The following is a 13,030-nucleotide window of genomic DNA, read 5'->3' on the forward strand; positions in this document are numbered from 1 at the left end:
CTTGGCGCCCTTGGGAGCCTTCTTCTGGAACTCCTTGCCGGCTTCCAGGTACTTGTCCCAGTCGCCCGCCCACAACGGCCCGCGTCCTGACCAGGTCGCGGGCCGTTTCTTCGTTCTGAAGTTACCCACGGGTAGTATCAACCTACCCATACCCAACCGAACCCGGGCGCAAGCACTAGGCTCGGTTGTATTCCGGCAGTCCTGCCCCCTGATGAGGAGCGCCTAGGCATGTTGCAGATCATCGCCATCGTCGTGTGTCTCGCGGCAACGGTGGCCACCGCCTACCTGGTGATCAAGGCGGTCCGGTCGATGCTCGCGGTCATCAAGATCGGTACGCCGATCAGCCGCGTCGACCAGCCGCTGGCCCGCACCCTGACGATGTTGAAAGAGACCGTTCTCCACACCCGCATGTTGCAGTGGACCTGGGTCGGGATCCTGCACTGGTTCGCCTTCGCCGCGTTCATCGTGCTCTCCACGGCGGTCGGGGCGGCGTACTTCCAGCTCTTCGACCCGGAGTGGACGCTGCCGGTGATCGGCAAGCTGTTCGCCTACGAATGGATCGCCGAGGTCCTCGGCCTGCTCGGCGCTCTGGGCATCATTCCTTTGATCGTCTACCGGCTGACCCATCAGCCCGCCAAGATGGGCCGCAGCACCCGGTTCTTCGGTTCCACCCAGTGGCAGGCGTTCTTCGTCGAGGCGATGGTGCTCCTGGAGAGCGCGGCGATCCTCTTCATCCGCGGCGCCGAGTACAACCTCGCCAAAGCTCACGGCGGCGAGGTCGCCGAGCACGCCACCGCGTTCCACTTCCCGCTCTCGCAGTTCTTCGGCGCGCTCTACCCCACCGGTCCTGACGCGATCCACACGCTCGAGAACATCATCTACGTGATCGCGGCCTTCAAGATCATCACGGCGCTGATCTGGCTGACCGTCGTCTCCACCCACCTGACGATGGGTGTCGCCTGGCACCGCTTCACCGCTTGGTTCAACATCTGGTTCAAGCGCGAGCCGGGTTCGCGTACGTCCTCCGTCGACGGCGCCCGCCCGCTCGGCACCGCGCTCGGTGCGATCAAGCCGATGCTCATCGACGGCAAGCCCGTCACGCTCGAGGACGTCGAGGAGGACCGCATCCCCGAGGACGCCATCCTCGGTGTCGGCTCGATCCAGGACTTCTCCTGGAAGGGCATCCTCGACTTCACCACCTGCACCGAGTGCGGTCGCTGCCAGTCGCAGTGCCCCGCCTGGAACACCGAGAAGCCGCTCTCGCCGAAGCTGCTGATGATGGGCCTGCGCGAGCACGCGTACGCCGCCGCCGGCGACTCCGACCTCAAGGAGAAGCCGCTGATCGGCAAGGCCGCGGACGCCCCGGAGGGCTCCGAGGGCAACTCCGAGGTGCTTGACTGGTTCTACAACCCCGAGGACGGCGGCTTCGTCATCGACGAGGACGTCCTGTGGTCCTGCACCTCGTGCGGTGCCTGCGTCCAGCAGTGCCCCGTCGACATCGAGCACGTCGACCACATCATGGACATGCGGCGCTACCAGGTGCTCGTCGAGTCCAACTTCCCCTCCGAGCTCAACGGTCTCTTCAAGGGTCTCGAGGGCAAGGGCAACCCCTGGAACATGAACGCCAACGCGCGCATGGACTGGGCCAAGGACCTGCCCTTCGAGGTCAAGGAGGTCGGCAAGGACATCGAGTCGCTGGAGGAGGTCGACTGGCTGTTCTGGGTCGGCTGTGCCGGTGCCTACGAGGACCGCGCCAAGAAGACCACCCGCGCCGTGGCCGAGCTGCTCGACATGGCCGGCGTCAGCTTCGGTGTGCTCGGCAACGGCGAGACCTGCACCGGTGACTCCGCCCGCCGCGCCGGCAACGAGTTCGTCTTCCAGGGCCTGGCTCAGCAGAACGTCGAGACGTTCAAGGAGTTCAAGGTCAAGAAGGCCGTCACCACCTGTGCTCACTGCTTCAACACGCTGAAGAACGAGTACAAGGAGTTCGGCATCGAGCTCGAGGTCGTCCACCACACCCAGCTGCTCAACCGTCTCGTACGCGAGGGCAAGCTGACTCCGGTCGCGGACGGCGCCGGCGCCCACAAGCGCTCCATCACCTACCACGACCCGTGCTACATCGGCCGCCACAACGGCGTCTACGAGCCGCCGCGCGAGCTGCTGCAGATCATGCCGGGCGCCGAATACAAGGAGATGCCGCGCAACTCCGAGCGCTCCTTCTGCTGTGGTGCCGGCGGCGCCCGGATGTGGATGGAGGAGAAGATCGGGTCGCGGATCAACGAGAACCGCACCGACGAGGCCGTCGCCACCGGCGCCGACCAGATCGCCGTCGGCTGCCCGTTCTGCCGCGTCATGCTCTCCGACGGTCTCACCAAGGCCCAGGCCAACGGCTCGGCGCGCGAGGAGGTCGAGGTTCTCGACGTCGCGCAGATGCTGCTCGCGTCCGTGAAGGGCGAGCAGGCCACCAAGCTGGCCCCGGGCGAGGGCGCCAAGGTCGGCGCCGCCGCCAAGGCCGCTCCGGCCGTCGAGGAGGCCGCTCCTGCTGCCGGCGCCGCTGCCGCTGCGGGCTCGTCGCTCTTCGACTCCCCGGCAGAGACCGCCGAGACCCCGAAGGCCCCGGCCGACGCGTCCTCGCTGTTCGACACCCCCGCCCCGGCCGAGCCGGCCACCGGCGGTACGTCAGGCGGCGGCTCGCTCTTCGACGCCCCGGCTCCGGCCGCGGAGCCGGAGAAGCCGGCCTCCGGCGGTTCCCTGTTCGATGACGGCGGGTCGCTCTTCGACACGCCTGCGGAAGCGCCTGCCGAGGAGACCCCGGCCGCCGGTGGCTCGCTGTTCGACGTACCGGCCGACAAGCCGGCCGAGGAGCCAGCTGCCGACCTCGGGTCCGGGGGCTCGCTCTTCGACGTGCCCACGCAGGAGGCGGAACCTGCCGCCGCACCCGAGGCGAAGGCCGCACCCTCCGCTCCGGCACCGGCCTCCGAGGAGCCCGCTGTCGACCTCGGTGGTGGCGGTTCGCTCTTCGACATCCCGGCCACACCCGCCGAGGAGGCCGCCCCGGCCCCCGAGGCGAAGGCTGCCCCCGCTGCTGCCGAGCCCGAGGCACCTGCCCCGGCTGCGGCGCCGCCGGCCGAGGAGCCGAGCGTCGACCTGAGTGCTGGTGGTTCGCTCTTCGACATCCCGACCAGCGCGCCTGAGCCGGCACCTTCGCCGGCGCCGGTGAAGGCTCCCGAGGCTACCGCTCCGGCGGAGGCTGCCGCTCCGGCCGAGGCAGCAACGGAGGCGTCGGCAGCGCCTGCTGCTCCTGTCGCTGGGTCGGGGGTGACCTCGGAACCGAAGACCGACGTCGACTTCGACAACCTCGGCTCACTCTTCGACATCGAGGCGCCGGAGGGTGCGGTCGCTGCGGCCGCTCCCGCAACTCCCGCCCTCGCGGAGGCCGCTCCCGCCGAGCCGGCCGAGCCCGTGGTCGTCGAGGAGCCCGTCGAGGACGCCGCAGTCGAGCCGGAGGCGCCGGCCGAGCCCACGCCGGAGCCCACCCCGGAGCCCACGCCCGAGCCCAAGGCCGCTGCGCCGGAGCCGAAGCCGGCACCGACCGTGAGCGGAGACGCTCACACGCCGCGTACCGACGTCGACATCCACGAGGCAGGGTCGCTCTTCGACCTCTGACCCGCGCAGTTCGCTGCACCAAACGATGACACCTTGTGAGCACTACGCAAGGTGTCATCGTCATTTTCGGCCGAGGTAGTCCAGGGAGTTTCCGTCGGTCTACCGACGAGTAACGGACGGAAACTCCCTGGACTACCCGAGCCTGCCGCCCTCGCGACACCCCCCTGACATCACATGATGTCAAATGACAGTTGTAATGACGTCATCATGATGTCATAGTGGTGCATATGGACATCACGCCGTACATCGACAGCCTGCGACGAGACCTGCTGGCGGCAGCCGAGGCATCGGGGCCGGAGGCGCGGGAGACCGCAGAGCGGCTCACCTACGCACTCGACCCGGCCGCTCGGCTGGCGGTGATGGAGGCGATGAGCCAGGCGGCCGCGGAGATCACGGCGGAGCTGCCGGCGGGCAACGTGGACGTACGTCTGCGGGGCCGCGACCTCGAGTTCGGGGTCACGCTCCCGGAGCTCGCCGCGCCGGTTCCCCCGACCCCTCCCACGCCTCCGGCACCGCCCACTCCCCCGGCTCCCCCGGCGCCGCCGGAGCCCGAGGGCGAGGACGCTCTGGCCCGGGTGACCCTCCGCATCCCGGAGTCGCTCAAGGCGAAGGCCGAGGAGGCGGCGGCCGACGCGGGCCAGTCCCTCAACACCTGGCTCGTCGGCGCGGTGCGCGCGGCGACCCGGGAGAACGCGGTCAACGTCGACGTCGATCTGTCCGCGATCCCCCACATCGTCAACGAGGCGATGAGCAGCCTCGATCCGTTCCGCGGGAACAACCGCGGCAGGTCCGACCGCCGGATGACCGGCTGGCTCTGACCTGACTCACGACGCAACAACGGACGGCCGCCCGGCCGGTCCGGTAGATCAGCACACCCTGAGGAGCAGCACGATGAGCACGTACACCTTCATGTCCACCGCCCCGGCCAAGCTGTTCGTGGAGTTCGACAAGGGCAACCTCGAGGTCCAGGCGACCGACACCGACGAGACGATCGTCGAGATCGACGGCGAGGACGCCGAGAGTCTCGTCGTCGAGCAGAGCGGCGACGCGATCAACATCACCGACCCGCACAAGGGTCCGTTCAGCCGCTCCCGCCGCTATGACATCAGCGTGACCGTCCCGGTCCACAGCCAGCTGCGCGCCCGCACCGGAAGCGCCGACATCGCCACCCAGGGCGTCCTCCGGGCAGCATGGCTGCAGACCGGCTCGGGCGACGTACGCGTCGACCGGGTCTCCGAGGAGTTCCAGGTCGAGACCGGCTCGGGAGACGTCGAGGCGGACACTCTCGACGGGCGGGCCTCGATCAAGGCCGGATCCGGTGACATCCGGATCGGTACGGTCCACGACCTGAACACCAAGACCGGCGCCGGCTCCGTGGAGATCGACGAGGTCGAGGGCGACGTGAGCCACTCGACCGGCACCGGCGACATCGCGATCCACTCGGTCAGCGCGGGGCGGATATCGGTGAAGGGCGCCTCCTCCGACGTACGCATCGGGATCCCGAACGGCACCCCGGTGTGGACCGACATCAACACAGTGACCGGCCGGTGCTCCAGCACTGTCGAGAGCGCTGGCGCACCGGCCGCGGGTGAGCCCTACGTCGAGCTCCGGACCACCACCGTCAGTGGTGACATCACGTTGATCGGGATCTGAGCCCTGGGGTCACTCGTCCTCGTGGGAGCCCGGGGCGTCCGGCACGACCGGCCGGAGAACGCCCCAGGCAATGAAGGCGGCGCCGATGACGAGCAGGATGACGCCGGCCCAGAGGTTGGCGTTCGGCCCGCCCGTCTTGTCGACCTCGGGATCGGCGAAGAGGCCCATCAACAGCAGGATGATGCCGTAGACCGCGAGCAGGGCACCGATCACGTTGCGGATGTCGAAGAGCGACAGCAGCGTGGCGACGAAGCCCTTGTTGGTTTCGGTGGACATCTCAGCTCCTTTAGAAGATCACGTTCAGGATGATGACCAGGACCAAAGCGACACCGGCCAGGGGCACCGGGCGCTCCCACCACGGGCGACCGGCGTCCTCGGCGTCGACCAGGTCCTCCTTCGGGGTCTCGGAGTAGACCAGACCCTTCAGGGAGCCTTCCGGCTTCGGCGCGGTCACCAGCGAGACGATCACGCTGACGAGGATGTCGACGACGAAGGCGGCGCCGGCAGCCACGAACGAGGCGCCCTGGCCCGAGAGCGGCAGGACACCGACGGAGAGCCCGCCGAGCGTGCCCTCGGCGAGGATGCCGACGAGCACCGCGGCCAGGGTGCCGGAGACCAGACCGGCCCAACCGGCGGTCGCGGTCATCCGCTTCCAGAACATACCCAGGATGAACGTCGCGAAGAGCGGCGCGTTGAAGAACCCGAACAGGGTCTGCAGGTAGTCCATGATGTTGGAGAAGTTGGACGCCAGGACCGCGGTGAAGATCGCGGTGGCGGTCGCCGCGACGGTCGCCCAGCGACCGAGCTTCACGTAGAAGTCGTCGGGGCGGTCCTTGATGATGTACTCCTGGATGATGTCGAAGGACACCACCGTGTTGAACGCGGAGACGTTGGCCGCCATACCGGCCATGAACGCGGCCAGCAGACCGGTGATCGCCAGGCCGAGCAGACCGTTGGGCAGCACCTCCGCCATCAGGTAGAGCAGCGAGTCGTTGTAGGTCACGCCCTCGCCCGAAGCGCCACCGGGCACCGCCTCCCCCGCCTTCGTACGCGCGATCTCGGTGACGAGGACGGCCGCGATCATGCCGGGGAAGATGGTGATGAAGGGGATGAACATCTTCGGGAAGGCACCGATGATCGGCGTCTTCCGCGCGGCCGAGATCGAGTCGGCGGCCATCGCACGCTGGACCTCGACGAAGTTGGTCGTCCAGTAGCCGAAGGAGAGCACGAAGCCCAGACCGAACACGATGCCGACGACCGAGAGGAAGTCGGAGTTGAAGCCGGTCAGCGCGGCGCCGGGCCAGGAGTTGAGCTGCTCGGCGGCGGGCGCGATGGTGTCGGGGTTGGCAGCCGCGGCCTTCTCGATCTTCGAGGTCAGACCGTCCCAGCCGCCGACTCGGTGGAGACCGAGCAGGGTCAGCGGCAGCAGGGCGGCGACGATGACGAAGAACTGCAGCACCTCGTTGTAGATCGCGGCCTTCAGACCACCGAGGGTGATGTAGGAAAGCACGATCACCGCGGCCACGATCAGCGCCACCCACAGCGGCCAGCCGAGCAGCGCGTGCACGATCGAGCCGAGCAGGTAGAGGTTGATACCGGCGATGAGCAGCTGAGCGATCGCGAACGAGAGCGCGTTGACCAGGTGAGCTCCGGTGCCGAAACGGCGCTTCATGAACTCGGGGACCGAGCGCACCTTCGAGCCGTAGTAGAAGGGCATCATCACGACGCCCAGGAACAGCATCGCGGGAATCGCACCGATCCAGAAGTAATGGACGGTGGGAAGCCCGAGCTGTGCTCCCGTTGCCGACATACCCATGATCTCGACCGCACCGAGGTTTGCCGAGATGAACGCGAGTCCGGTGACCCACGCGGGCAGGGACCGGCCCGAGAGGAAGAAGTCCACCGAGTTCGACATGCCGCGGCTGGCGAGGAAGCCGATGCCGAGGACGAACGCGAAGTAGATGGCGATCAGGAGATAGTCGACCGCGTTGGCCTGGATCAGGGTGTCCGCGGCCAGGATGCTTGCTTGCATTCCGAGACCCTTCTATTTGATTGGGCGCACCAAACTTAACCACGCGTACGCCTCAGAACCGCGCTGGGTCACCCCTTCATCGACACGCCTTCTCGCCAGTAGCCCATGAAGGCGACCTGCTTGCGCGGCATCTCGAGCTCGTTGACCAGGTGACGGCGCAGTGCGGTGACCATTCGGGACTCCCCGGCGATCCAGGCGTAGCGCCCGTCCTCACCGTTCTCAGAGCCCTTGTCGGGTCCGGCGACCTCCTCACCGGAGGACGAGTAGATCGGGGTCTCCCACAGGTCCGGGTCCTCGACCTCGACCGAGGTGACGTCCTCGGGCTTCGCCTCGAAGCCGAGCAGACCGCCCACGGCGGCCAGCGCCGGTCCCCCCACGGGCGCGCCCTCCCGCGGCAGCCAGGTGACCTTCAGTCCCTCAGGCGCTGACACGTCCTGTACGTCACCGGCGACCGGCACCTCCAGGAACACCGAACCGGTGGCATCCGCCGGCAGGGACTCGATGATCGAGACCACCGCCGGGACGGCGGTCTCGTCGCCGACCAGGAGCAGCCGGGTCGCGTCCCCGGGGAGCCACTCGATCCCGCCGTAGGGCTCACCGAGCTTGGGCCCGGCGACCAGGATCTCGTCACCGGGCTTGGCCGCGCCGGCCCAGTCGGACCCGGGACCGTGCGCTCCGGGGTGCAGCACGAAGTCGACGTACAGACGCTTCTCGATGCCCTCCCCCTCGATCGAGCGGATCGTGTAGGTGCGCATCCGCGGGCGCTCGTCGTCGGGGAGGGCGAGCCACTCGGCGTACCAGTCCTCGGCCGAGAGCTCGGGCAGCCCGGCACCCGGCGCGGCAGGGAAGAAGAGCTTGATGCGCTGGTCGAGGGTGGGGCCGTCGTTGCCGAGGTCGGCCAGGTCGTCGCCGACCAGCTCGATCCGGGCGAAGGACGGGGAGAGGCGCTCGACGGAGCGAACCGAGACGCGGGCGAGGATGGGCATGTCAGGCTCCTTGTGCGTGGGGGTGAGCTGCGGGTCGGTGGTGGCGTCCGATGGGGACGACCAGCGGTGTGCCCGAGACGGGGTCGTGGATGACCTGGCACTCCAGCCCGAAGACCTGCTCGACGCGGTCGGCGGTCACCACCTCGGCGGGCGTGCCGGTGGCGGCGACCTTGCCGCCGCTCATCGCGATCAGGTGGTCGGCGTAACGAGCCGCCAGGTTGAGGTCGTGGAGCACCATCACGACGGTGGTCCCCCGGGTCTCACGGAGGCCGTGAAGGAGATCGAGCAGGTCGACCTGGTGGGCGACGTCGAGGAAGGTGGTCGGCTCGTCGAGGAGCAGCAGGTCGGTCTGCTGGGCGAGCGCCATCGCCACCCAGACCCGCTGCCGTTGACCGCCGGAGAGCTCGTCGACGACCCGGTCGGCGAGGTCGAGCGTGTCCGTCAGCTCGAGCGCCTCGGCGACGGCCTCGTCGTCCTCGGCCGACCAGCGCTGCAGCGCGTTGCGGTGGGGTTGGCGTCCGCGGCCGACCAGGTCGACCACGGTGATGCCCTCGGGAGCGACCGGCGACTGCGGCATCAGACCGAGCGTCTTGGCCACCGCGCGGGTGGGCTGCTTGTGGACCGCCTTGCCGTCGAGCACGACCTGCCCCGAGATCGGCTTCAACAGCCGCGCCATCCCACGCAGCAGGGTGGACTTCCCGCAGCCGTTGGCGCCGACGATCACCGTGGTGAGCCCGTCGGGGATCTCGAGCGAGACCTGGTCGACGACCGGGTCCGCGCCGTAGCCGAGGCTCACCCTCTCCGCAGCGAGTCTCATCTGGGCCTCTTTCATGTCATCGCCTTCCAGCCCGCCCGGCGGCGAGCAACCACAACAGGAACGGCGCCCCGAACGCACCGGTGACGACGCCGACCGGGAAGGAGACGCCGGGGACCGCGTAGTCGGCGATGTAGTCGCCGGCCACCATCACGATGGCGCCGACGAGCGCAGCGCCGACCAGGGTCGTACGCCCGCCGTTGAGCGCCCGCGAGATCGGCCCGGCCACGAACGCGACGAAGGCGACCGGCCCGGCGGCGGCGACGCCGAGAGCGGTCAGCAGCACGGCGAGCAGGAGCAGCAGATCCGTACGCCGCCGGCTGACGCCCAGCCCGGTGGCCACGTCCGGGCCGAGCTGGAGGATCTGGGCGGAGCGGGCGGTCCAGGCCAGCGCCGGGACGAGCACCAGCAGGAAGCCCAGCAGCGTCCAGATGGTCGGCCAGGTGACACCGTTGAGCGCGCCGGTCAGCCAGCGCAGCACGAGCAGGGCGTCGAACTCGTTGGCGCGGGTGAAGAGATAGTGGACGACCGCGGTCATCGCGGCCGCGGCGGTGACGCCGACGAGGACGAGCCGGTAGCTGCCGTCGGAGCCTGCGACGAGCCGGACCGCCACCGCGATCGCGATCGCGCCCACGATCGCGGCGATGCTCAGAGCCAGCCCCTGCAGGTCGAGCACCACGATCGCGAAGACCGCCGACGCGCTCGCCCCGAGCGAGACTCCGACGATGTCGGGGCTGGCCAGCGGGTTGCGCAGGGTGCTCTGGAAGACCGCGCCGGCACTGCCGAAGGCGACCCCGACGAGCACACCGAGGATCGCCCGGGGCAGCTTCTCCGACATCAGCAGGAAGGTGGCACCGGGGATCTCGGCCCCGCCGAGGATCCGGAAGAAGTCGGGCACGGTGATGATGAAGTTGCCGAGCAGCACCCGGGCGACGAAGGCCCCGAAGAGGACCAGCGCCAGACCGGCGACCACGAAGGCGTGGTGCCGTCGCGGGGCCCGCCTGGCCTTGCGTACGACATCGACCGGCCGGGCGGGTCCGGAGTGAGTTGTGCTCACAGTCCGGCCATCCGTCCACGTCGCAGGAACCACACGAAGGCAGGTACGCCGACGACGGCCGTCATGATGCCGACCTGAACCTCGGTGGGCGGGAGCACCACCCGGCCGAGCGCGTCGGCGATGGCGGTGAGCGCGGCGCCGGCGGCGATCGAGAGCGGCAGCACCAGGGTGTAGCTGGGACCGACCAGGGCACGTACGGCGTGCGGGACGACCAGGCCGACGAAGGCGACCGGGCCGACCAGGGCGGTGGCGGTGCCGCTGAGCAGCACCACCGCGATGCCGACGAACACCCGGTCCAGGCCGGTGCGTCGACCGAGCCCCTTGGCCAGGTCGTCACCCAGCGCGAGCGCGTCCAGGACCCGAGCACCCAGCAGCGCCATCACAGCACCCACAGCGAGGAAGGGCGCACAGATCGCGAGGTCGCCCCAGTCGCTGCCGATGGTGCCGACCTGCCACTGGCGGAAGACCTCCAGGCCCTTGTGGTCCATCAGCAGGATGCCACTGGTCCAGCTGGTCAGGGCCGCGGTCAGGGCCGCTCCGGCCAGCACCAGCTTGGCGGGGGTGGCGCCGTCACGGCCGATCGCGGCGATGCCGTGCACGACGACCGCGGCCAGGGCGGCGCCGATGAAGGCGGCCCACAGCAGCGAGTCGAGGCCGGTGGCACCGACGTACACGAGTGCTACGACGACCGCGAAGGCCGCACCGGCGTTGAGACCGAGCAGCCCCGGGTCGGCCAGCGGGTTGCGGGTGAGTCCCTGCAAGCAGGCGCCGCCGAGCGCGAGCGCGCCGCCGACGGCGAAGGCGATCGCGGTGCGGGCGATCCGGTTCTCCAGGATCGCCTGTCCGAAGCTGCCGTCGTCGAAGAGAGCGGTGGGCGGAGCCCACTGGGCGCCGAGCAGGACCGAGGCGACCGCCGCGAGCAGCAGCACCCCCAGGATCAGCCCGACCCCGGGCAGCCTCCGACCCCGGACGACCGCGGCTGCAGCTGCTGCCGGGTCGGCCGGGGCGAGAGGCGTGGGGGTGGGGGTGGTCAACGCGGACTTCACTCAGCCGCGGTGACGTTGACCTTCCCGCCGTCGACCGCCTCGGCGATCGAGGGAACGAGCTCGTCGACGAAGTAGGGGATCGACAGGGTGCTCGCGGCGGAGAAGGTCAGGGACAGCGGCTGGTCAGTGATGTCCAGGTAGTGGCCGTTCTTGATCGCCGGGATCTGGCTGAGCAGCTTGTCCTTCTGCAGGGCCTCGAAGCTGCCCTCGGTGTAGCCGAGGTTGATCAGCACCTCCGACTCCAGCTCGGGAGCCTTCTCCGCGGAGACGTCGGTGTAGAACTGCCCCTTCGGCACGAGCTTGTCGGCGACCGGGGCCAGCTCCATGCCGAGCTGGGTGAGCATCTGCGGGCGGGCGTCGCCGGCGCCGTAGAGGCCGATGGTGCCGAGCTTGGAGTTGTCCTGGACACCGGTGACCAGGTAGCTGGCGCCGACGATCTGCGGGTGGTCCTTCTGGGCCTGCGCGATCTTGTCCTCGGTCTCCTTCTCGACCTCCTCGGACAGGGTGACGCGGCCGGTGGCCTTGCCGATCATCTCGAGCGAGTCCTGCCAGGAGGTCAGCCACGGGTCACCGGGGAAGGCGACGGTCGGGGCGATCTCGCTGAGCTTCTTGTAGTCGGCCTCGGTGATGCCCGAGTTGGTGGCCAGGATCAGGTCGGGCGCCGCCTTGCTGATCTCGGTGAAGGGGATGCTGGTGTCGGCGTTGTAGCGCACCGGCTGCTTGCCGCCGACCTCCTTCAGCTCCGCGTCGAACCAGTCGGTCGACTGCTGCTCGTTGCCGCCCCAGGTGATCGCCTGGGCAGCGACCGGGACGACGCCCAGCGACAGCGCCACGTCGTGGTCCGACCAGCCGATGGTGGCGACGTTGGTCGGCTCCTCGGTGATCTCGGTGCTGCCGTAGGCGTGCTCGACGGTCACGGGGAAGGCGCCCTTGTCTGCCTTCGAAGCGGAGTCCGCGGAGTTGTCCGCGGAGTCGGTCGCGCCTGTGCTGCACGCAGCCAGGCCGGTGGCAGCGAGCACGAGGCTCGCTGCGATGAGTACAGATCGACGGATCACGGGGGAAACCACCTCGGGTTAGGCAATGCTTAGTTAGGACAGCCTAAACACATCTTGGCTCCCGGGAGGGATCGGCCCCCGCACTGTGGACAGGTCAGGGCCTGACGAACGCCGCCCGTTCGGCCTCGACCCGCTCCCGGATCACACAGTCGAGCGAGTGGTCGTTGATGATCCCCATCGACTGCATGAACGCGTACATCGTCGTCGGCCCGACGAACTTCCAGCCGCGCTTCTTGAGGTCCTTGGACAGGCTCACCGAGGCGGGCGAGGTGGCCACCACCTCCGGCACCTTCAGCGGCTCGGGCTCGAAGTCCCAGACGTACGCAGCCAGCGACCCGCGCTCCTCGACGAGCTCGACCGCACGGCGGGCGTTGTTGATCGCCGCCTCGATCTTGCCGCGATGACGGATGATCCTGGCGTCCTGCAGGAGGCGCTCGACGTCACCTTCGTCGAACTCGGCGACCTTATGGAAGTCGAACCCCTCGAAGAGCTCGCGGAACGCTGGTCCCTTGTTGAGGATCGTGCGCCACGACAGCCCGCTCTGGAACCCCTCCAGGCAGATCTTCTCGAAGAGCCGCACGTCACCACCAGCCGGAAATCCCCACTCCGTGTCGTGGTAGTCCAGGAACTCGGGCGCCCCTCCGGCCCACGCGCAACGTGTCTGGCCGTCCGGGGCCAGGAACGGTGTCTCACTCATCCACCCGACCCTAGCGGCGACCAC

General features: G+C 69.0%; 11 protein-coding genes. 3 read left to right on the forward strand and 8 right to left on the reverse strand.

The annotated features are described in order from the left end of the window. Nucleotides 1-228 precede the first annotated feature (228 nt). From ACFVJS_RS20095 to ACFVJS_RS20105, 3 genes are all read left to right on the forward strand, one after another. Entirely contained in the window at nt 229-3,666 is a 3,438-nt protein-coding gene (locus ACFVJS_RS20095; RefSeq protein ID WP_378883947.1) for a (Fe-S)-binding protein, read from the forward strand. 227 nt (nt 3,667-3,893) lie between these two features. After that, complete coding sequence (locus ACFVJS_RS20100; protein WP_378883950.1) at nt 3,894-4,484, forward strand: toxin-antitoxin system HicB family antitoxin; 591 nt, start codon at nt 3,894-3,896, stop codon at nt 4,482-4,484. 73 nt (nt 4,485-4,557) lie between these two features. Continuing rightward, the gene (locus tag ACFVJS_RS20105) at nt 4,558-5,319 is read left to right on the forward strand and encodes a DUF4097 domain-containing protein (protein ID WP_378883953.1); all 762 of its coding nucleotides are present in this window, start codon (nt 4,558-4,560) and stop codon (nt 5,317-5,319) included. A gap of 9 nt (nt 5,320-5,328) precedes the next feature. On the opposite strand, the gene ACFVJS_RS20110 is transcribed toward ACFVJS_RS20105, so the two are convergent. The 8 genes from ACFVJS_RS20110 to ACFVJS_RS20145 all read right to left on the reverse strand — a co-directional run bounded on the left by ACFVJS_RS20110 (nt 5,329) and on the right by ACFVJS_RS20145 (nt 13,006). Continuing rightward, nucleotides 5,329-5,595, reverse strand: a complete 267-nt coding sequence (locus ACFVJS_RS20110) for a hypothetical protein (RefSeq protein ID WP_378883956.1) — start codon at nt 5,593-5,595, stop codon at nt 5,329-5,331. Between the two features lie 10 nt (nt 5,596-5,605). Beyond that, nucleotides 5,606-7,336, reverse strand: a complete 1,731-nt coding sequence (locus ACFVJS_RS20115; RefSeq protein WP_378883975.1) for a sodium:solute symporter family protein — start codon at nt 7,334-7,336, stop codon at nt 5,606-5,608. Nucleotides 7,337-7,419: 83 nt separating this feature from the next. Then, complete coding sequence (locus ACFVJS_RS20120; RefSeq protein WP_378883958.1) at nt 7,420-8,337, reverse strand: siderophore-interacting protein; 918 nt, start codon at nt 8,335-8,337, stop codon at nt 7,420-7,422. A 1-nt stretch (nt 8,338) separates the two neighbouring features. Next, on the reverse strand, nt 8,339-9,154 hold the full coding sequence (locus tag ACFVJS_RS20125) for an ABC transporter ATP-binding protein (protein WP_378883961.1): 816 nt from the start codon (nt 9,152-9,154) through the stop codon (nt 8,339-8,341). A gap of 16 nt (nt 9,155-9,170) precedes the next feature. Continuing rightward, entirely contained in the window at nt 9,171-10,208 is a 1,038-nt protein-coding gene (locus tag ACFVJS_RS20130; protein WP_378883963.1) for a FecCD family ABC transporter permease, read from the reverse strand. Then, the gene (locus tag ACFVJS_RS20135) at nt 10,205-11,242 is read right to left on the reverse strand and encodes a FecCD family ABC transporter permease (RefSeq protein WP_378883966.1); all 1,038 of its coding nucleotides are present in this window, start codon (nt 11,240-11,242) and stop codon (nt 10,205-10,207) included. The genes ACFVJS_RS20130 and ACFVJS_RS20135 overlap by 4 nt, the downstream gene beginning before the upstream one ends. 8 nt (nt 11,243-11,250) lie before the next feature. After that, nucleotides 11,251-12,309 (reverse strand): iron-siderophore ABC transporter substrate-binding protein, encoded by a 1,059-nt coding sequence (locus tag ACFVJS_RS20140; RefSeq protein ID WP_378883969.1) that lies wholly within the window; start codon nt 12,307-12,309, stop codon nt 11,251-11,253. Between the two features lie 94 nt (nt 12,310-12,403). Further along, nucleotides 12,404-13,006: a DNA-3-methyladenine glycosylase I gene (locus ACFVJS_RS20145; protein ID WP_378883972.1), complete on the reverse strand. Its 603-nt coding sequence runs from the start codon at nt 13,004-13,006 to the stop codon at nt 12,404-12,406. Nucleotides 13,007-13,030: the final 24 nt, after the last annotated feature.

The organism is Nocardioides sp. NPDC057772, assembly GCF_042798075.1.
GTDB lineage: Bacteria > Actinomycetota > Actinomycetes > Propionibacteriales > Nocardioidaceae > Nocardioides.